This is a genomic window from Aquabacterium sp. T101 (genome assembly GCF_057219775.1).
Window position 1 is genome coordinate 391,692 of the sequence record NZ_JBXVVZ010000001.1, and the last position, 19,230, is coordinate 410,921.

Consider the following 19,230-nt stretch of genomic DNA (forward strand, 5'->3'; position numbering starts at 1 on the left):
GTCACCTGCCACCCCAATGGAAGGCCGTTCCTGGCGACATGACGAGGCGCATGTCGCGGGCCGGCCGGCGCTTTGCCCGAGCGCGCCCAGACAGCCCCGAGGATTCCCATGACCGCCAAGAAGCAAGCTCCTGCCACGCCCGCCAAGGCTGCCGGCAAGGCCGCGGCCGACGACAAGACCCCCAAGAAGCCCGCGAAACCGGCTGCCAAGCCCGCCACCAAGGCGGCGGAGCCGGTCAAGCCGGCGGCCAAGGCCACCCCTGCCCCCGCGGCCAAGACGCCGGCCAAGACGGCCGCCAAGCCTGCGGCCAAGACAGCCGCCAAGCCGGCCGACGAGCCCAAGGGCAAGAAGGGCGCGAAGGGCAAGCCCGCCGCCAAGGGCGTGCCGCCCGGCAAGGACCTGCCGGACGAGGACTTCTCCGACATCGAAGCCGACGTCGAAGCCGACGTCGACGCCGAAGCGGCCGACGAGGGCGAGACCAAGGCCAAGGCCAAGCCGCTGCGCATGAAGGTGTCGCGCGCCAAGGAGCGCGCGCTGATGCGCGAGTTCGGCCTCGACGAGACCCAGCTCACCGAAGAGGAAGTCGCCAAGCGCCGCCAGGAGCTCAAGACCCTCATCAAGATGGGCAAGACGCGGGGCTTCCTGACGCACCAGGAGATCAACGACCACCTGCCCGAAAAGCTGGTCAACGAGGAGATCCTCGAGGCCATCGTGTCGATGCTCAACGACATGGGCATCGCCGTGTACGAGCAGGCGCCCGACGCCGCCACGCTGCTGATCGCCGGCGGTTCCACCACCACCGCCACCGAGGAGGAGGCCGAGGAGGCCGCCGAGGCCGCGCTGTCCACGGTGGACTCCGAGTTCGGCCGCACCACCGACCCGGTGCGCATGTACATGCGCGAGATGGGCACGGTGGAGCTGCTCACGCGCGAGGGCGAGATCGAGATCGCCAAGCGCATCGAGGGCGGCCTGCAGGCGATGATGCTGGCCATCAGCGCCAGCCCCACCACCATCGCCGAGATCCTGGCCATGGCCACGCGCATCCGCGCGGGCGAGATGCAGATCTCCGAGGCGGTGGACGGCTTCGTCTCCGACGACGAGGCCGACGACTACGTCGCCGAGGAGGACTTCGACGAGTTCGACGACGAGGAAGAGGACGAAGGCGCCACGAGCAAGGCCCTGACCAAGCGGCTGGAGGAACTCAAGGCCGCCGCGCTGGTGAAGTTCGACGCCCTCTCGGGCCACTTCGACCGCATGCGCAAGGCCTACGAGAAGGAAGGCTACAAGTCGCCGGCCTACAACCGCGCGCAGATGTCGGTCAGCGCCGAGATCATGTCGATCCGCTTCACGGTCAAGACGATCGAGCGCCTGTGCGACATCCTGCGCTCGCAGGTCGACGACGTGCGCCGCTACGAGCGCGAGCTGCGCAAGATCGTGGTCGACAAGTGCGGCATGCCGCAGGACCACTTCATCAAGACCTTCCCGCCCAATGCGCTGAACCTGAAATGGGCCGAGAAGGAGATCGCCTCCGGCAAGCCCTATGCGACCGTGCTCGCGCGCAACCTGCCGCCGGTGCAGGAACTGCAGCAGAAGCTGATCGACCTCCAGGCCAAGGCGGTGGTGCCGCTGGAGGACCTGAAGCAGATCAACAAGAAGATGAACGAGGGCGAGAAGGCCTCGCGCGACGCCAAGAAGGAGATGATCGAGGCGAACCTGCGCCTGGTGATCTCCATCGCCAAGAAGTACACCAACCGCGGCCTGCAGTTCCTCGACCTGATCCAGGAAGGCAACATCGGCCTGATGAAGGCGGTGGACAAGTTCGAGTACCGTCGCGGCTACAAGTTCTCCACCTACGCCACGTGGTGGATCCGCCAGGCGATCACGCGGTCCATCGCGGACCAGGCACGCACGATCCGCATCCCGGTTCACATGATCGAGACGATCAACAAGATGAACCGCATCTCGCGCCAGCACCTGCAGGAGTTCGGCTACGAGCCGGACGCGCCGACGCTGGCCGAGAAGATGGAGATGCCCGAGGACAAGATCCGCAAGATCATGAAGATCGCCAAGGAGCCGATCTCCATGGAGACGCCGATCGGCGACGACGACGACTCGCACCTGGGCGACTTCATCGAGGACACCAACTCGGTGGCCCCGGTGGACGCGGCGATGCAGGCCGGCCTGCGCGACGTGGTGAAGGACATCCTCGACAGCCTGACGCCGCGCGAGGCCAAGGTGCTGCGCATGCGCTTCGGCATCGAGATGAGCACCGACCACACGCTCGAGGAAGTCGGCAAGCAGTTCGACGTGACCCGCGAGCGCATTCGCCAGATCGAAGCCAAGGCGATCCGCAAGCTCAAGCACCCGAGCCGCTCGGACAAGCTGCGCACCTACCTCGACAACCTCTGAGGCCCGCCCCCCAAGGTCGCAACCCCGCGAGCGTGTAGAGTCCTGCCGTGACCCGCATCGCCGAACGCACCGTGCTGTTTGCCGACCTGCGCGGCAGCACGGCGCTGTTCGAGCGGCTCGGCAACGCCGAGGCCACCTCGGTCATCACGCACACCGTCAACACCCTGGGGGCCAGCGTGGTCCAGCGCGGTGGCCAGGTCGTCAAGACGCTGGGCGACGGGCTGATGGCGGTGTTCGAGATGCCGGCCCCGGCGGTGCAGGCAGCGGCGCTGATGCACGACGCCCTGGAAACCCTGGTGCAGCGCGGCAGCGCCCACGGCGCCTCCACCGGCCTGCGCGGCCTGCGCCTGCAGGTGGCGCTGGCGCGCGGCGAGATCGTCGAGATGGGCGGCGACTGTTTCGGCGACGCCGTCAACGTGGCCGCCCGACTGCTGGACCACGCCGGCGACAACGAGACGCTGATCACCGAAGAGGTGTTCGCCGGCCTCGCGCGCGCCGACCAGGCGCGCTTTCGCAGTCTCGACTGGATGCATCTGCGCGGCCGCGCCGAGCCGGTGCACGTGCACCTGCTGGGCGGCCGGCGCGCCGCCGGCGACCTGGCGGCGGCCACCGCCTTCGGCACGGCCCTGCTGCCGATGTCCGAGCCCGAGGGCCTGCGCCTGTCGTGGCAGCGCACCAACCGGCTGGTCTCGAGCGACCGCCTGCCGATCATCCTCGGTCGCAGCCCGCAGAGCGCGTTCTGCGTCGACGACGCGCGCGTGTCGCGCCAGCATGCGCGGCTGGACTGGCAGGGTGGCGTCTTCTCGCTCACCGACCTGAGCATCAACGGCACCTTCGTGCGCTTCGCCAACGCCGACGAGGTGGTCAGCCTCAAGCGCGGCACCTGCACGCTGCACGGTCACGGCGTGATCGGCCTGGGGGCACCCCCGAGCGACCCGCGCTCGGCCGCCGTGAAGTTCGAGGTCGTTCGCTTCGGCGACACCCAGCCGCACTTCGTCGACCCCTAGCGGCACCGTCCTCGCGCCTTCGCGGACAATCCGCGACCATGCCCTATCAAGCCGAGCCCGCCCTGCCCCACGGCACGCCGCCCCGCACGGCCGTGCTGCTGGTCAACCTGGGCACGCCCGACGCTCCGACCGCGCCCGCCCTGCGGCGCTACCTGCGCGAGTTCCTGTCCGACCCGCGCGTGGTCGAGATCCCCCGGCTGCTGTGGTGGCCGCTGCTGCATGGCGTGATCCTCAACACCCGCCCCGCCAAGTCGGCCGCCAAGTACGCCAGCATCTGGACCGACAACGGCTCGCCGCTCGCCCACTGGACGAGTGTTCAGGGCCGCATGCTGCAGGGCTATCTCGGCGAGCGCGGCCTGATGCCGTCGCAGGTGATCGTGCGCACCGCCATGCGCTACGGCAACCCGTCGGTGGCGTCGGTGATGGACGAACTGAAGGCGGCCAACGCCACGCGCGTGCTGGTGCTGCCGCTGTATCCGCAGTACGCCGCCGCCACGACGGCCAGCGTCAACGACGCGGTGATGGCGTGGCAGCAGCGCCAGCGGCGCCAGCCCGAGCTGCGGTTCGTGAACCGCTATCACGACGACCCCGGCTACATCGCGGCGCTGGCCCAGCGGGTGCGTGACCACTGGGGCCGCGAAGGCCGCGGCGACCGCCTCGTGCTCAGCTTCCACGGCGTGCCGGAGCGCTCGCTGACGCTCGGCGACCCCTATCACTGCGAATGCCACAAGACCGCCCGGCTGCTGGCCGAGGCGCTTGGCCTGGCCAAGGGCGAATGGATCGTCACCTTCCAGTCCCGCTTCGGCAAGGCCAAGTGGCTGGAGCCCTACACCGAGCCGACGCTGGTGGCGCTGGCGCGCCAGGGCGTGTCGCGGGTGGACGTGTTCTGCCCCGGCTTCACGTCGGACTGCCTCGAGACGCTCGAGGAGATCGCCCAGGAGGCGCGCGACGCCTACATCGAGGCCGGCGGCCGCCAGTACAGCTACATCCCGGCGCTGAACGACCAGCACGCCTGGATCGCGGCGCTCGCCGGCATCGTCATGCGGCACCTGCAGGGCTGGGACACGGCGGTGCCCGATGCCGCGACGCTGGCCACGCAACGCCAGCGCGCCCTCGAGATGGGCGCGAAGGACTAGCGGACCACCGCCGCGCGGTCGCACGGGCGGCACGCCTGCGCCTCACCGGCGCATCGAACGATGCGTCACCCGCGCGGCAGGGCCGGGTTCGAGCGCAACCGCTGCACCAGTCGCAGCAGGCGCGGCAGCACCAGCACCGCCACCAGCACCACGATCAGGCCCAGCGACATCGGCCGGTCGATGAAGACGCGGAAGCTGCCCTCGCCGATCGACACCGCATTGCGCAGCTGCGCCTCGGCCAGCGGCCCGAGGATCATGCCGACGATCACCGGAGCGGTCGGGAAGTCGAAGCGGCGCATCAGCACGCCCAGCAGGCCCACGCCGTACATGAACACGAGGTCCAGCTCGCTCTGCCGCATCGCGTACACGCCCACGGTGGCGAAGATCAGGATGCCGGCGTAGAGCTGCGCCTTGGGGATCTTCAGCAGCTTCACCCACAGACCCACCAGCGGCAGGTTCAGCACCAGCAGCATCACGTTGCCGATGTACAGCGACGCGATCAGCGCCCACACCAGGGCCGACGAGGTCTGGAACAGCTGCGGGCCCGGCTGCAGGCCGTAGTTCTGGAACGCCGACAGCAGGATCGCCGCAGTGACGGACGTGGGGATGCCCAGCGTCAGCAGCGGCACCAGCGTGGCCGTCACCGACGAGTTGTTGGCCGCCTCGGGCCCGGCCACGCCCTCGATCGCACCGGTGGTGCCGAACTCCTGCGGGTGCTTCGACAGCTTGCGCTCGGTGGCGTAGCTCAGGAAGGTGGGGATCTCCGAGCCGCCGGCCGGGATGGTGCCGAACGGGAAGCCGATCGCCGTGCCTCGCAGCCACGCCGGCCACGACCGCCGCCACTCGGTGCCGGTCATGTGCACCTTGCCCATCGTGTTGAGCGTGGCGTCGGAACGGCCCTCGTACATCGCGTTGTAGAGCGTCTCGCCCACGGCGAACAGGCCCACGGCCACCAGCACCACCTCGACGCCGTCGAGCAGCTCAGGGATGCCCATCGTGTAGCGCACCTGGCCGCTGATCTGATCCAGGCCGATGCAGCCGATGCCCAGGCCGATGAACAGCGCGGTCAGGCCGCGCAGCGTGCTCTTGCCGAGCACCGCGCTGACCGTGACGAAGGCCAGCGCCATCAGCATGAAGTACTCGGGCGGCCCGAGCGTGACGGCGAACTCGGCCACCATCGGGGCGAACAGGGTCACCAGCACGGTGGCCAGCGTGCCGGCGACGAACGAGCCGATCGCTGACGTGGCCAGCGCCGCGCCGGCGCGGCCGTTCTTGGCCATCTTGAAGCCCTCGAGCGCGGTCACCATGGTGCCCGTCTCGCCTGGCGTGTTCAGCAGGATCGAGGTCGTCGAGCCGCCGTACATGGCGCCATAGTAGATGCCGGCGAAGAAGATCATCGACGCGGTGGGCTCCACCTGCGACGTGATCGGCAGCAGCATCGCCACCGTGACGGCCGGCCCGAGCCCGGGCAGCACGCCGATGGCCGTGCCCAGCGCGCAGCCGACGAACGCCCACATCAGATTGACGAGCGTGAGCGCGGTGGCGAAGCCGCCCGCGAGGTTGGTGAGGGTCTCGGTCATGGGCGCGTCAGAGCCAGCCGGTGCCCGTCAGCCCCGGCAGCGAGATGCCGAGCAGGCGGGTGAAGAGCCAGAACACCGGCAGCGAGATGCACAGCCCCACCAGCAGGTCGATCAGGGTCTGGCGGGCATTGCCCGGCGGGCGGCCTTCGGCGCCGCGCAGGCCGCGCACCGCGAGCGTGAAGCACAGGGCACAGGCCAGCACGAAGCCGGTGCGCGTGATCAGGGCCGCGGCCGCCAGCACGCCCGCCGACACCCAGGCCATGGCCACCCAGTCGGCGCGGGCCGCGCCGGACGGCGCGTCCCGGTGCCGGTAGCCGCCGCGCAGGGCCTGCCAGAGCAGCATCGCGCCGCACACCAGCAGCGACGCCGACACCACCCAGGGCAGGAAGTTGGGCCCGACGCCGCCGTAGCCGGCCGTCGAGGGGATCGACAGCGCGCCCACCGCCAGCAGCGCGCCGATGGCCAGCACGCCGGCGGCGAGCGCCACCTCGTGGATCGAGCGCGGCATCGGCGCGGTCAGATCATGCCCGCCTTGACCATCGTGGCGCGCAGGCTGGCGAACTCGCGGTCGACGAATTCGTCGAACTCCTTGCCGGCCATCACGGCGGGCGTCCACGCGTTCTTCTCCAGCGCCTCGGCCCAGGCCTTGGACTTGACGGCCTTGAGGATCATGTCCGTGAGCGCCTTGCGCTGCTCGGCGGTGATGCCGGGGGCGCCGTAGACGCCGCGCCAGTTGCCGATCTCGACATCGATGCCCTGCTCCTTCAGCGTGGGCACGTTGATGCCCTTCAGGCGCTTGTCGGAGGTGACCGCGATGGCGCGCATCTTGCCGCTCTCGATGTACTGCGCGAACTCGCTGTAGCCGCTGCCGCCCACCGTGACGTTGTTGCCCAGGATCGCCGCCACGGCCTCGCCGCCGCCGCGGAAGGCGACGTAGTTGATCTTGGCCGGGTCCACGCCCACCGCGCGCGCGATCATCGCGGCCGCGATGTGCTCGGTGGAACCGCGCGAGCCACCGCCCCACTTGACCGAGGCCGGGTCCTTCTTCATCTGCTCGACCACGTCGGCCATGGTCTTGAGCGGCGACTGCGCCGGCAGCACGAACACGTTGTACTCGCTGGTCAGGCGCGCGATCGGCGTGGCCTGCGACAGGTTCACCGGCGGCTTGCCGGTGATGATGCCGCCCAGCATCACGGCGCCCATCACCATCAGGGCGTTGGCGTCGCCCTTGCTGGCGTTGACGAACTGCGCCAGGCCGATGGCGCCGGCCGCGCCACCCTTGTTCTCGAAGTTGACCGAGGAGGCCACGCCCGCGTCCTGCAGCGCCTTGCCCAGGGCGCGGCCGGTGGTGTCCCAGCCGCCGCCGGGGTTGGCGGGGATCATCATCTTCAGGTTGGCGGCGGCTGCGGCCGGCATCGGCAGCGCGCCGGCAGCCGCCAGGGCGGCCATGGAACGGAGGAAGGTGTCGCGTCGCATTCGTGTGTCTCCTGATGAAGGTGCCGGCCCGGGGGCTCAGGGTAGAGCGCGGGCCGCGCCGCAGGGCAGTGGTGCTTACCCCGCCCCGGCATCCGCGATGCTCGGCCGCGAGGCTGTCAATCCGCTGTCAGACCCCACCGTGAAAACCCGGCCATCGCGGTGCCGATAATCCCCGGCTCGGATGAAGCTGCTCCTCGTCGAAGACCATCCGGCCATGCAGGCCACCTTGCAACGCAGCTTCGAGCGTCGCGGCATGCAGGTGACCGTCTGCGGCGACGGCGGCCGGGCGCTCGACCGCTGGCGCGCGGCGCAGCCCGACGTGGTCGTGCTCGACCTCAGCCTGCCCGGCCGGGACGGTCTGGAGGTGCTGGCGGCGGCCCGCGCCGAGGGCCTGGCCACGCCGGTGCTGATCCTCACCGCCCGCGGCACGGTGGGCGACCGCGTGCTCGGCCTGAACACCGGCGCCGACGACTACCTCGCCAAGCCCTTCGACCTGGACGAGCTCGAGGCCCGCGTCCGCGCCCTGGCGCGGCGCGCCCGCGGCCCGGCCGACAGCGCCCCGCCGGGCTTCGGCGGCCTGCAGGTCGATCCCGGCAGCCCCGCAGTGCTGTGGCAGGGCCGCCCGCTCGAACTCACCTCGCGCGAAGCGGCGCTGCTGCGGGCGTTGCTGGCCCGGCCCGGACACGCGCTGGCCAAGGGACAGCTCAGCGATGTCGTGTTCAGCGGCGAGACAGCCGTGCAGCCCGACGCGATCGAGGTGGTGGCCTACCGCCTGCGCAAGAAGCTCTCGCCGACCGACGTGCGGCTGGTGACGCTACGCGGGCTGGGCTACCTGCTGGAGCATGCGCCGGCCCCGGGCGCCGATGCGCCGCCCGCCCCCGATGCCGACGCCAAAGGACGGGCCGGCCCGTGACGCCGCGCCACGTGTCGCTGCGACGCCGGCTGCTGATCGGCATCCTGGTGCCCCTGGTGGTGCTGGTCACGCTGGGGGCGGCCAGCCTGTACGGCGCCGCGCTGGAGGCCGCCGACTCGGCCTACGACCGCACGCTGCTCGCGTCGGCCAAGGCCATCGGCGAGCAGCTTCGGGTGGACGGCCGCGGCGAGCAGGCCCACGTCAGCGCCGATCTTCCCTATGCCGCGCTGGAGGCGTTCGAAGCCGACAACCGCAGCCGCATGTACTACCGGATCCTGGGCTTCAAGGGCGAGCTGGTGTCGGGCTTCGAGGCCCTGCCCGCGCCCCGGCCGGCCTCGGCCGGCACCAGCCCCTATGCGGCCCTGGTGCACTTCTACAACGACCGCTACGAGGGCGAGCCGGTGCGCATGGCCGTGCTGCTGCAGCCGGTGGCGGGGCCGACCGACCTGGGCATGGCGACGATCCAGGTCGCCGAGACCTTCGAGCTGCGGCGACAGCTCGCGCACGACCTGCTCGTGCGCACGCTGGTGCAGCAGCTGCTGCTGATCGGCGTCATCGCCGCCGTGGTGATCTGGGTCGTGCAGCGCGCCACGCGTCCGGTGCGGGCGCTGGGGGCCGGCCTGCGCGCCCGCGCCGACGGCGACCTGTCCGCCCTGCCCACCGAGGGCGCGCCGCGCGAACTGCTGCCGGTGCTCGACGCCACCAATGGCGTGATGGCCCGGCTGGCCCACCTGCTGGAACACCAGAGCCGCTTCGTGCGCGACGCCTCGCACCAGTTGCGCACGCCGCTGGCGGTGCTCAAGACCCAGATCCAGTCCGCGCGGCGCGGCGACGTGGCCCCCGCCCAGGCGCTGGAGGAAATCAATGCCACCGTCGACCGGGCCACCGAACTGGCCAACCAGATGCTGGCGCTGGCCAAGGTGGAGCAGCTGCGCCAGCAGGGGGCGCCGGGCGTGGTGGACTGGGCCCCCGTGGCCGAGGCCGTCGCGCTGGACCTGGCGCCCCTGGTCGCCCAGGCCCGGCTCGACTTCGACATCGAGCTGCAGCCGGCCCCGGTGCAGGCGCACGAGTGGGCGCTGCGCGAGCTGACGCGCAACCTGTTGCACAACGCGGTGAAGCAAACCCCCACCGGGGGCCGGCTGTCGGTGCGGCTGGTCTGCGACAACCGCGTCGCGGCACTGACCATCGCCGACAGCGGCCCCGGCCTTCCACCGGACCTGCGCGCCCGCCTGTTCCAGCCTTTCGCCACCGGCGACGCCGGTCGCGGGGGCGTCGGCCTGGGCCTGACCATCTGCCGCGAGATCGTCCAGTCCCTCGGAGGCCAGATCGAACTCGCCAACGTCGAGCGCAACGGCCGCGTGGCCGGCCTCGAAGCCGTGGCCCGGCTGCCGCTGGCGGGGGTCCAGCCGTGAGGTACCGGCGCGGCGTCCGGGCCCTGGCACCCCTGCGCCCCGGGCGCGGGAGCACACCGTGAGCGCACCCGCCGAGCCGCGCGACCGGCTGGACAAGTGGCTGTGGGCCGCGCGGTTCTTCAAGACCCGCGCGCTCGCCGCCGAGGCGGCCGAGAGCGGGCGCGTGCTGGTGTCCGGGCAGCCGGCGCGGCCCGGACGCGAGCTGCGGGTGGGCGAGTGGATGGAACTGCGCCTGCCGGGCCAGCCTCCCCGGCAGGTGAAGGTGCTGGCCCTGTCGCGCACACGCGGGCCGGCGGCGGTGGCCCGGACGCTCTACGAGGAGTCCGCCGCCAGCCTCGAGGCGCAGGCCCGGGCGGCCGAGGCCCGGCGGCTGGCGCCGGAGCCCGCGGCCACCCGGCTTCAGGGCCGCCCGACCAAGCGCGAGCGCCGGGCCCTGGACCAGGCCGGCCCGCGCTGGAACCGCTGGAGCGCGTCGCTCGACGACGACTGAGCGCCCGGCCGGGCTCCACGCCCACCGTAAACCCGATCGAAGACCCTCTTGAAGTATGGGCATTGGCCCCCAAGTCCGCGCGAGTCCCCCGCAAACCAACAACTCATGAGCACCCCGGAGCACCCCCCGACCCCGCCGGCCGCCGACACCGACGTGCAGCCGGAAACCACCCTCGAGGCCCAGCTGACCCAGATCCAGGCCGAACTCGTGGCCAGCAACGACGCCTACCTGCGCGCCAAGGCCGAGGCCGAGAACGTGCGCCGCCGCGCCGACGAGGAGATGGCCAAGGCGCGCAAGTTCGCGGTCGAATCCTTCGCCGAGAGCCTGCTGCCCGTGGTGGACAGCCTGCAGGCCGCCATCGCCCTGCCCGACGCCACGGCGGCCCAGGTGCTCGAGGGCGTGCACGCCACGCTGCGCCAGCTGACGGCGGCCCTGGAGCGGCACAAGGTGGTGGAGGTGGCGCCGCCGGCCGGCACCCGCTTCGACCCGCACCAGCACCAGGCCATCAGCGTGGTGCCCGCGGACCAGGACCCGAACACCGTGGTCGCCGTGCTGCAGAAGGGCTACCTGATCGCAGACCGGGTGCTTCGCCCGGCCCTCGTGACGGTGTCCGCACCGAAGGCCTAGCCCACAGGCCGGCGCCCTTGAAAGCGCCCGACTTATCCACAACTCGAAGACAACCGGACTTTCCGCTTCAGGAGCACATCAAATGGCAAAGATCATCGGCATCGACCTCGGCACGACGAACTCGTGCGTGGCGATCATGGAGGGCAACACGACCAAGGTCATCGAGAACAGCGAGGGTGCCCGCACCACGCCGTCGATCATTGCCTACCAGGACGACGGCGAGGTGCTCGTCGGCGCGTCGGCCAAGCGCCAGGCCGTCACCAACCCGCGCAACACGCTGTATGCGGTCAAGCGCCTGATCGGTCGCAAGTTCACCGAGGGCGAGGTGCAGAAGGACATCAATCTGATGCCCTACAGCATCGTGGCCGCCGAGAACGGCGACGCCTGGGTCGAGGTGCGCGGCAAGAAGCTCGCACCGCCGCAGGTCAGCGCCGAAGTGCTGCGCAAGATGAAGAAGACCGCCGAGGACTACCTCGGCGAGGAAGTGACCGAAGCCGTGATCACGGTGCCGGCCTACTTCAACGACAGCCAGCGCCAGGCCACCAAGGACGCCGGCCGCATCGCCGGCCTGGAAGTCAAGCGCATCATCAACGAGCCCACCGCCGCGGCCCTGGCCTTCGGCCTGGACAAGGGCGGCAAGGGTGACCGCAAGATCGCGGTGTACGACCTGGGCGGCGGCACGTTCGACATCTCGATCATCGAGATCGCCGACGTGGACGGCGAGATGCAGTTCGAGGTGCTGTCGACCAACGGCGACACCTTCCTCGGCGGCGAGGACTTCGACCAGCGCATCATCGACTACATCGTCACCGAGTTCCGCAAGGAACAGGGCGTGGACCTGACCAAGGACGTGCTGGCCCTGCAACGCCTGAAGGAGGCCGCCGAGAAGGCCAAGATCGAGCTGTCCTCCAGCACCCAGACCGACGTCAACCTGCCCTACATCACGGCCGACGCGTCAGGCCCGAAGCACCTGAACATCAAGCTCACCCGCGCCAAGCTCGAGGCCCTGGTGGAGGACCTGATCGAGAAGACGGTCGAGCCCTGCCGCACGGCCATCAAGGACGCCGGCGTCAAGACCAGCGAGATCGACGACGTGATCCTGGTGGGCGGCATGACCCGCATGCCCAAGGTGCAGGACACGGTGAAGGCCTTCTTCGGCAAGGAGCCGCGCAAGGACGTCAACCCCGACGAGGCCGTTGCGGTGGGCGCCGCCATCCAGGGCCAGGTGCTCAGCGGCGACCGCAAGGACGTGCTGCTGCTGGACGTGACGCCGCTGTCGCTGGGCATCGAGACCCTGGGCGGCGTGATGACCAAGATGATCAAGAAGAACACCACGATCCCGACCAAGTTCTCGCAGGTGTTCAGCACGGCCGACGACAACCAGCCGGCGGTGACGATCAAGGTCTACCAGGGCGAGCGCGAGATGGCCGCGGGCAACAAGAGCCTGGGCGAGTTCAACCTCGAGGGCATCCCGCCGGCGCCGCGCGGCCTGCCGCAGATCGAGGTCACGTTCGACATCGACGCCAACGGCATCCTGCACGTCAACGCCAAGGACAAGGGCACCGGCAAGGAGAACAAGATCACCATCAAGGCGAACTCCGGCCTGTCCGAGGCCGAGATCGAGAAGATGGTGCAGGACGCCGAGGCCAATGCCGCCGAGGACCACAAGAAGCTCGAGCTGGTGCAGGCGCGCAACCACGCCGACGCCATGGCCCACAGCGTGAAGAAGAGCCTGGCCGAGCATGGCAAGGAACTCGGCGACGACGAGAAGGCCAAGATCGAGGCGGCCATCAAGGACGTCGAGGAAGCGATCAAGGGCGACGACAAGGCCGACATCACGGCCAAGACCGACGCCATGATGGCCGCGAGCCACAAGCTGTCCGAGAAGATGTACGCGGACGTGCAGAAGGCCGCGGCCGCCCAGGGCGCGGCCGAGGCGGCACGCCCGGCCGGCGAGCCTTCCGGCCAGGCCAAGCCCGCCGACGACGACAATGTCGTCGACGCCGACTTCAAGGAAGTCCGCAAGTAAGGCAGGCGCGTGCCCGGTGACGACCGGGCACGCCGGTGGAGGACCTTGAGGGCAGCATGGCCAAACGCGACTTTTACGACATCCTCGGGCTGGCGAAGAACGCCTCCGAGGACGACATCAAGAAGGCCTACCGCAAGCTGGCCATGAAGTTCCACCCCGATCGCAACCAGGGCGACGGGGCCAAGGCCGCCGAGGAGAAGTTCAAGGAGGCCAAGGAGGCCTACGAGATCCTGTCCGACCCGGCCAAGCGCCAGGCCTACGACCAGTTCGGCCATCAGGGCGTCGACCCCAACATGGGCGGCTTCCGCGGTGGCCCGGGGCCCGAGGGCTTCGGCGGCTTCGCGGAAGCCTTCGGTGACATCTTCGGCGACATCTTCGGTGGCGCGGGCGGCGGCCGCCGCGGGGGCCAGCAGGTCTACCGCGGCGCCGACCTGTCTTACGGCCTGGAGATCACGCTCGAGGAAGCGGCGCTCGGCAAGGACACGCAGATCCGCATCCCGAGCTGGGACAACTGCGACACCTGCCACGGCACCGGCGCCAAGCCCGGCACGTCGGCCAAGACCTGCCCGCAGTGCAACGGCACCGGCACGGTCCACCTGCGCCAGGGCTTCTTCTCGATCCAGCAGACCTGCCCTCAGTGCCGCGGGTCCGGGAAGATCATTCCCGAGCCGTGCGCCACCTGCAACGGCGCAGGCAAGGTCAAGCGGCAGAAGACGCTCGAGGTCAAGATCCCGGCCGGCATCAGCGAGGGCATGCGCATCCGCTCGGCAGGCAACGGCGAGCCCGGCAGCAACGGCGGCCCCCCCGGCGACCTGTACATCGAGATCCGCATCAAGCAGCACGATATCTTCGAGCGCGACGGCGACGACCTGCACTGCACGGTGCCGGTGGGCATGACCACCGCGGCGCTGGGCGGCGCGATCGAGGTGCCCACGCTCGAAGGCAAGGTCGAGATCGAGCTGCCCGAGAGCACGCAGCACGGCAAGACCTTCCGCCTCAAGGGCAAGGGCATCAAGGGCCTGCGCTCCAGCTACCCGGGCGACCTGTACTGCCACGTCTCGATCGAGACGCCGATCAAGCTCACGGACGCGCAGAAGAAGCTGCTGCGCGAGCTCGACGAGTCGCTCAAGAAGGGCGGGTCGCGCCACTCGCCCGACGAGAAGAGCTGGACCGATCGCGTGAAGGACTTGTTCAAGTAGTTCCGCGGCGGCGTCAAGTCGGGGCGCCGCAGGCCGATACCGGGAGGTGGCGGCCTGCGATACCCCATGAACCGACTCCAGCGCGACCTGGCCGACAGCCGCGCCCTGGTCGTCGACGCCAACCCGACGTCCCGCAGCATCCTTGCGGCCCAGCTGCGCGACTTCGGCGTCGGCGCAGTCGTGCAGACCAGCCGTGTGGCCGACGCGCGCCGCGCGCTGGAGGTGCGCCGCTTCGACATCGTGCTGTGCGAGCAGTACTTCCCCGGCACGGCCACCACCGGTCAGGACCTGCTCGACGACCTGCGCCGGGCCCAGCTGCTGCCTTACGCGACGGTGTTCGTCATGATCACCGGCGAGGCCAACTACGCCAAGGTGGCCGAAGCCGCCGAGTCGGCGCTCGACAGCTACCTGCTCAAGCCGCACAAGGCCGACGCCCTCGGCCTGCGCCTGCGCCAGGCGCTGGACCGCAAGCGGGCGCTGGCCGGGATCTTCGAGGCGATCGAGGCCGAGCAGTACGAGGCCGCCGCGCGACTGTGCCTCCAGCGCTTTCAGGCCCGGGCGCGCTACTGGCTCTATGCCGCACGCCTGGGAGCCGAGCTGCTGCTCAGGCTGGGCCACCACGACGCGGCACGCAAGCTCTACGAGGCGGTGATCGCCGCGCAGGCCCTGCCCTGGGCCCGGCTGGGCGTGGCCCGCACGGAGTCCGCGGCGGGCGCTCCGGCCGCGGCCCTGCGCACGCTCGACGCGCTCGTGGCGGCCCAGCCCGGCTACGCCGACGCCTATGACGTGATGGGCCGGGTGCAGATGGAACAGGGCCAGCTGCAGCAGGCGCTGGACACGTTCCGGCAGGCCAGCACCCTGACGCCCAACTCGATCACGCGGCTGCAGAAGCAGGGCATGCTGGCCTTCATGATGGGCGACCACGACGAGGCCGCCAAGGCGCTCGGGCGGGCTGCGCTCGTGGGCAGCAACTCGAAGCTGTTCGACCCCCAGTCGCTGGTGCTGCTGGCGTTCGTGCACTTCCGGCAGAAGGACCGCAAGGCGCTGTCGCGCTGTGTCGGCACGCTGGCCCGCGCTCTCGAACGTCAGGCCGGCGACCGGCGGTTGGCCCGCTTCGGCGCGGTGGTGGGCGTGCTGGCCGACCTGCTCGACAAGAAGGTGGCCTCGGCCCTGGACGGCCTGCGCGGACTGGCCGACGCGGTGGGCGACGACGACTTCGACGTCGAGGCCGCCTGCAACCTGCTCTCGTTGCTGGCCGAGATGGCGGCCGCGGAGATCCGCCTCGATGCCGCCGAGCGCTGGCTCGACCGCCTGGCGCTGCGCTTTTCCACCGGCCGGGGCGTGTCCGAACTGCTGGCCCGCGCGGCATCGCCCTACCCGCCCTACGAGCAGCAGGTGCGGGCCGCGCACTTGCGGATCACCCAACTGGCGGAGCAGGCCCTATCGCATTCGTTGGCCGGCAACGCGCGCGCCGCGGTCCAGGCGCTGCTGGCCCATGCTGCAGAAACAGGCAACGCCAAGCTGGCAGACACGGCCCGGCTGACGCTGCAGCGCCACCGCGAGAAGATCGCCGATGCGGACGATCTGGCGCGCCAGGTCGAGGCCATGCACCAGCTCTGCGCCGGCAGCGCCGCCGTGCCGACGCTCGGCGCGCCGAAGGACCGCAGCGAAGGCGGTGTCGCCCTGCGCCAGGGTGGCCCGAAGGCGGCGAGCCCGGCCTGAAGCGCGGGACGCCCTGGAAGGCCCTAGAACAGGCAGCCCTGGGCCGCTGCGCCGGCCGTGCCCAGCGGCTCGGCAGGACGCCGGAACTTCGCCAGGTCGAGCGCAATGCGCTGGGTGGACAGGCCCAGGCGGGCCGTGGCCTTGGCGAAGCGCTGGGCCAGCAGGTCGCCCCAGACGCCCTGCCCTTTCATGCGCTCGTGAAAGCGCGGATCGTTGTCGCGACCGCCCCGCAGGTCATGGATGCGCGCCATCACACGGGCGGCCCGCTGCGGAAAGTGCGTCTGCAGCCATTGCTGGAACAGCGGATTCACCTCCCACGGCAGCCTCAGCACGGTGGCGAAGGCGCAGCGCGCGCCCGCCGACCGGGCCCGCTCGAGCACCTGCTCCAGCTCGCCGTCGTTGACGAAGGGGATCAACGGCGAAACGCTGACGCCCACCGGCACCCCCGCCGCGGCCAGGCGCTCGATCGTCCGCAGGCGCCGCTCGGGGGCGGTGGCGCGCGGCTCCATGATGCGGGCGAGATCGCCGTCGAGCGTGGGGATCGACACATAGACCGACACGAGCCCGTCGCGTGCCAGCGGCGCCAGCAGATCGAGGTCGCGCTCGATGCCGCTGGACTTGGTGATGACGGAGAACGCATGGCGGTACTCCGCCAGCACCTCGATCAGGCTGCGCGTGATGCGCAGGCGTCTCTCGGTGGGCTGGTAGGCGTCGGTGGCGGAACCGATGTTGAGCACAAGGGGCGTGTAGCCGGGCGCCTGGAGTGCCGCGCGCAGGCGTTGCGCGGCATTGACCTTGGCCACGATCCGGGTCTCGAAGTCGAGCCCGGGCGACAGGTCCAGGTAGCTGTGGGTGGGCCGCGCAAAGCAGTACACGCAGCCGTGCTCGCAGCCGCGGTACGGATTGATGGACAGGTCGAACGCGATGTCCGGCGAGTCGTTGCCGGTGAGGATGGTGCGCACCTGCTGCTCCGTCACCTGCGTGGGCACCGGCGCGGGGCCGCTGCCTCTGGTGCCGCCGGCGTCATCCAGCCCTGCAGGGGTCGGTACGCTCCAGCCGTCGTCCTCGGCCTCGTGGTGACGCGTGGCGAACCGGTGCTCGATGGCCCAGGCGGTGCCGCGCCCCCTCAGCGAGCCGGTGCCCGGGCGCGTCGGGACGCGGGCGGCGTCGGTGTCGATCGTCTTGCGCATACTGTAAATATATACAGTCTGCGCAGGGGTGCAAGGGAGCGGGTCAGTAGTCGTTGGAGCCGACGCTGCCGGGGGCGAGGTTGTCGAAGCGCGTGAGCGGCTTCAGGAACGTGAGCTTGACCGTCCCCACCGGGCCATTGCGCTGCTTGCCGATCACGATCTCGGCCACGCCCGGCTCCTTGCTGTCCTTGTTGTAGTAGTCGTCGCGGTAGATGAACATGATCACGTCCGCGTCCTGCTCGATGGCACCGGACTCGCGCAGGTCGCTCATCATCGGCCGCTTGTCGTTGCGCGTTTCCACGCTGCGGTTGAGCTGCGACAGCGCGATCACCGGGCACTGCAGCTCCTTGGCCAGCGCCTTCAGGCCGCGCGAGATCTCGCCCAGTTCGGTGGCGCGGTTCTCGTCGCTGCCCGAAGACCCGCTCATCAGCTGCAGGTAGTCGATGACGATCAGGCCCAGGCGCCCGCAGGTGCGCGCCTGGCGGCGCGCCCGCGCCCGCAGTTCGGCCGCGCTCAGGCCCGGTGTCTCGTCGATGAAGATGCTGGCGTTCTTGAGCTTGTCCACCGCCTCGGACAGGCGACCCCAGTCGTCGTCCTTGATGCGGCCGGTGCGCAGCCCGCTCTGGTCGATGCGGCCCAGCGAACCCACCAGGCGCAGCGCCAGCTGCGACGCACCCATTTCCATCGAGAACACCACGACCGGCAGGCCTTCCTGCACCGCCACGTTCTCGGCAATGTTCAGCGCGAACGCCGTCTTGCCCATCGACGGGCGGGCGGCCAGCACGATCAGGTCACCGGGCTGCAGGCCGGCGGTCATGCGGTCGAGGTCGAAGAAGCCGGTGCGCACGCCGGTCACGTCCTCGGCACCGTTCTCGTGCAGCTCGGTCACCCGGTCGATCAGCTGGACCACCAGCTGGTCCATGCTCTGGAAGCCTTGCTTGCTGCGCTGGCCCTCCTCGCCGATCTGGAACACCCGGCCCTCGGCCTCGTCCAGGATCTGGCTGACCGACCGTCCCTGCGGGTTGAAGGCGTTGGTGGCGATCTCGTCGCTGGCTTCGATCAGCTTGCGCAGCACCGCGCGCTCGCGCACGATCTCCGCATAGCGGCGCAGGTTGGCGGCGCTGGGCACCGACTGCGCGAGGGCGTTCAGGTAGGCGATGCCGCCGCATTCCTCGGCCTTGCCGTGCATCTGCAGCTGCTCGAACACGGTGATCACGTCGGCCGGCTTGCTGGACGAGACCAGGTCGCCGATGGCCTTGTAGATGGCCTTGTGCTCGTAGCGGTAGAAGTCGCTGTCGGTCAGCAGGTCGCCGGCACGGTCCCAGGCGCTGTTGTCGAGCAGCAGCCCGCCGAGCACGCTCTGCTCGGCCTCGATCGAGTGTGGGGGCACCCGCAGGCGCGCCACGTCGTCGTCGCGCGAGGGGGAGTTGTCACGGGCAGTGAAGACGGCAGACATGCGCTGGGATGTTAAGGCGACAGCGGCCCGGCCGCGGTGGACAACCCTGTGGGGAACCGGTGGGCCCGAAAAGAACAAGGGCCGGCAGAGCCGGCCCTCGGGCAGACGGAGCGAGGAACGCTCAGTCGACGTCGCCCACGACGACGACCTGGATCTCCACTGCCACGTCCGTGTGCAGCGCCACCGACAGCGTCTGCTCGCCGGTGTGCTTGATCGGGCCGTGCGGCATGCGCACCGACGCCTTGGGCACGTCGAAGCCCTGGGCCTTGAGCGACTCGGAGATATCGGCATTGGTGACCGAACCGAACAGGCGGCCGTCGACGCCGGCCTTCTGCGTGATGGTCAGGGTCTTGCCGGCCAGCTTCTCGCCGGCGGCCTGGGCTGCCGACAGCTTCTCGGCCGCAGCCTTCTCGAGCTCGGCGCGGCGGGCGTCGAACTCCTTCAGCGCCGCTTCCGTCGCGCGGCGGGCACGACGGGTCGGGATCAGGAAGTTGCGGGCGAACCCGTCCTTGACCTTGACGACGTCGCCCAGGTTGCCCAGGTTGGCGACCTTTTCCAGCAGGATGACTTGCATATGGATACTC

The 19,230-nt window shown here is 70.3% G+C and carries 16 protein-coding genes; 10 read left to right on the forward strand and 6 right to left on the reverse strand.

Going from position 1 to position 19,230, the window contains the following annotated elements:
• Positions 1–108: 108 nt before the first annotated feature.
• Genes rpoD through hemH form a run of 3 tightly spaced genes read left to right on the forward strand, consistent with a single transcriptional unit; the run spans position 109 to position 4,552 of the window.
• Positions 109–2,409 (forward strand): RNA polymerase sigma factor RpoD, encoded by a 2,301-nt coding sequence (rpoD, locus tag AC2EAQ_RS01825; protein ID WP_484639990.1) that lies wholly within the window; start codon positions 109–111, stop codon positions 2,407–2,409.
• A 47-nt stretch (positions 2,410–2,456) separates the two neighbouring features.
• Positions 2,457–3,416 carry an adenylate/guanylate cyclase domain-containing protein gene (locus tag AC2EAQ_RS01830; RefSeq protein WP_484639991.1) on the forward strand — a complete coding sequence of 320 codons (960 nt, stop codon included), beginning with the start codon at positions 2,457–2,459 and terminating at the stop codon, positions 3,414–3,416.
• Between the two features lie 38 nt (positions 3,417–3,454).
• The gene (hemH, locus tag AC2EAQ_RS01835; protein ID WP_484639992.1) at positions 3,455–4,552 is read left to right on the forward strand and encodes a ferrochelatase; all 1,098 of its coding nucleotides are present in this window, start codon (positions 3,455–3,457) and stop codon (positions 4,550–4,552) included.
• A gap of 65 nt (positions 4,553–4,617) precedes the next feature.
• On the opposite strand, the gene AC2EAQ_RS01840 is transcribed toward hemH, so the two are convergent.
• Genes AC2EAQ_RS01840 through AC2EAQ_RS01850 form a run of 3 tightly spaced genes read right to left on the reverse strand, consistent with a single transcriptional unit; the run spans position 4,618 to position 7,608 of the window.
• Complete coding sequence (locus tag AC2EAQ_RS01840; RefSeq protein ID WP_484639993.1) at positions 4,618–6,132, reverse strand: tripartite tricarboxylate transporter permease; 1,515 nt, start codon at positions 6,130–6,132, stop codon at positions 4,618–4,620.
• A 7-nt stretch (positions 6,133–6,139) separates the two neighbouring features.
• Positions 6,140–6,640, reverse strand: a complete 501-nt coding sequence (locus AC2EAQ_RS01845) for a tripartite tricarboxylate transporter TctB family protein (protein WP_484639995.1) — start codon at positions 6,638–6,640, stop codon at positions 6,140–6,142.
• Positions 6,641–6,648: 8 nt separating this feature from the next.
• Positions 6,649–7,608, reverse strand: coding sequence for a Bug family tripartite tricarboxylate transporter substrate binding protein (locus AC2EAQ_RS01850; protein WP_484639996.1), 960 nt, complete (start codon positions 7,606–7,608; stop codon positions 6,649–6,651).
• 181 nt (positions 7,609–7,789) lie between these two features.
• On the opposite strand from AC2EAQ_RS01850, the gene AC2EAQ_RS01855 reads away from it, so the two are divergent.
• The 7 genes from AC2EAQ_RS01855 to AC2EAQ_RS01885 all read left to right on the forward strand — a co-directional run bounded on the left by AC2EAQ_RS01855 (position 7,790) and on the right by AC2EAQ_RS01885 (position 16,000).
• On the forward strand, positions 7,790–8,521 hold the full coding sequence (locus AC2EAQ_RS01855; protein ID WP_484639997.1) for a response regulator transcription factor: 732 nt from the start codon (positions 7,790–7,792) through the stop codon (positions 8,519–8,521).
• Positions 8,518–9,933, forward strand: coding sequence for a sensor histidine kinase (locus AC2EAQ_RS01860; protein WP_484639999.1), 1,416 nt, complete (start codon positions 8,518–8,520; stop codon positions 9,931–9,933). Before AC2EAQ_RS01855 ends, AC2EAQ_RS01860 begins: the two co-directional genes overlap by 4 nt.
• 58 nt (positions 9,934–9,991) lie before the next feature.
• Positions 9,992–10,423, forward strand: a complete 432-nt coding sequence (locus AC2EAQ_RS01865) for an Hsp15 family ribosome-associated heat shock protein (RefSeq protein WP_484640000.1) — start codon at positions 9,992–9,994, stop codon at positions 10,421–10,423.
• 105 nt (positions 10,424–10,528) lie between these two features.
• Entirely contained in the window at positions 10,529–11,050 is a 522-nt protein-coding gene (grpE, locus tag AC2EAQ_RS01870) for a nucleotide exchange factor GrpE (protein WP_484640001.1), read from the forward strand.
• 34 nt (positions 11,051–11,084) lie between these two features.
• Positions 11,085–13,079: a molecular chaperone DnaK gene (gene dnaK, locus AC2EAQ_RS01875; protein WP_484641133.1), complete on the forward strand. Its 1,995-nt coding sequence runs from the start codon at positions 11,085–11,087 to the stop codon at positions 13,077–13,079.
• A 56-nt stretch (positions 13,080–13,135) separates the two neighbouring features.
• Positions 13,136–14,278: a molecular chaperone DnaJ gene (gene dnaJ, locus AC2EAQ_RS01880; protein ID WP_484640002.1), complete on the forward strand. Its 1,143-nt coding sequence runs from the start codon at positions 13,136–13,138 to the stop codon at positions 14,276–14,278.
• Between the two features lie 66 nt (positions 14,279–14,344).
• On the forward strand, positions 14,345–16,000 hold the full coding sequence (locus AC2EAQ_RS01885; RefSeq protein WP_484640003.1) for a response regulator: 1,656 nt from the start codon (positions 14,345–14,347) through the stop codon (positions 15,998–16,000).
• 23 nt (positions 16,001–16,023) lie between these two features.
• Here AC2EAQ_RS01885 and AC2EAQ_RS01890 read toward each other — a convergent pair whose 3' ends face one another.
• From AC2EAQ_RS01890 to rplI, 3 genes are all read right to left on the reverse strand, one after another.
• The gene (locus AC2EAQ_RS01890) at positions 16,024–17,190 is read right to left on the reverse strand and encodes a PA0069 family radical SAM protein (protein ID WP_484640004.1); all 1,167 of its coding nucleotides are present in this window, start codon (positions 17,188–17,190) and stop codon (positions 16,024–16,026) included.
• A 43-nt stretch (positions 17,191–17,233) separates the two neighbouring features.
• Entirely contained in the window at positions 17,234–18,646 is a 1,413-nt protein-coding gene (gene dnaB, locus AC2EAQ_RS01895) for a replicative DNA helicase (protein ID WP_484640005.1), read from the reverse strand.
• A 121-nt stretch (positions 18,647–18,767) separates the two neighbouring features.
• A complete protein-coding gene (gene rplI / locus AC2EAQ_RS01900) occupies positions 18,768–19,220 on the reverse strand; it encodes a 50S ribosomal protein L9 (protein WP_484640006.1) in 453 nt (150 codons plus the stop codon).
• Positions 19,221–19,230: the final 10 nt, after the last annotated feature.

Bases quoted from the DNA above. Each gene is read 5' to 3' on its own strand.
- rpoD (WP_484639990.1), top strand. From the start codon at position 109: ATGACCGCCAAGAAGCAAGCTCCTGCCACGCCCGCCAAGGCTGCCGGC.
- hemH (WP_484639992.1), top strand. From the start codon at position 3,455: ATGCCCTATCAAGCCGAGCCCGCCCTGCCCCACGGCACGCCGCCCCGC.
- AC2EAQ_RS01840 (WP_484639993.1), bottom strand. From the start codon at position 6,132: ATGACCGAGACCCTCACCAACCTCGCGGGCGGCTTCGCCACCGCGCTC.
- AC2EAQ_RS01845 (WP_484639995.1), bottom strand. From the start codon at position 6,640: ATGCCGCGCTCGATCCACGAGGTGGCGCTCGCCGCCGGCGTGCTGGCC.
- AC2EAQ_RS01850 (WP_484639996.1), bottom strand. From the start codon at position 7,608: ATGCGACGCGACACCTTCCTCCGTTCCATGGCCGCCCTGGCGGCTGCC.
- AC2EAQ_RS01855 (WP_484639997.1), top strand. From the start codon at position 7,790: ATGAAGCTGCTCCTCGTCGAAGACCATCCGGCCATGCAGGCCACCTTG.
- grpE (WP_484640001.1), top strand. From the start codon at position 10,529: ATGAGCACCCCGGAGCACCCCCCGACCCCGCCGGCCGCCGACACCGAC.
- dnaJ (WP_484640002.1), top strand. From the start codon at position 13,136: ATGGCCAAACGCGACTTTTACGACATCCTCGGGCTGGCGAAGAACGCC.
- AC2EAQ_RS01885 (WP_484640003.1), top strand. From the start codon at position 14,345: ATGAACCGACTCCAGCGCGACCTGGCCGACAGCCGCGCCCTGGTCGTC.
- AC2EAQ_RS01890 (WP_484640004.1), bottom strand. From the start codon at position 17,190: ATGCGCAAGACGATCGACACCGACGCCGCCCGCGTCCCGACGCGCCCG.
- dnaB (WP_484640005.1), bottom strand. From the start codon at position 18,646: ATGTCTGCCGTCTTCACTGCCCGTGACAACTCCCCCTCGCGCGACGAC.
- rplI (WP_484640006.1), bottom strand. From the start codon at position 19,220: ATGCAAGTCATCCTGCTGGAAAAGGTCGCCAACCTGGGCAACCTGGGC.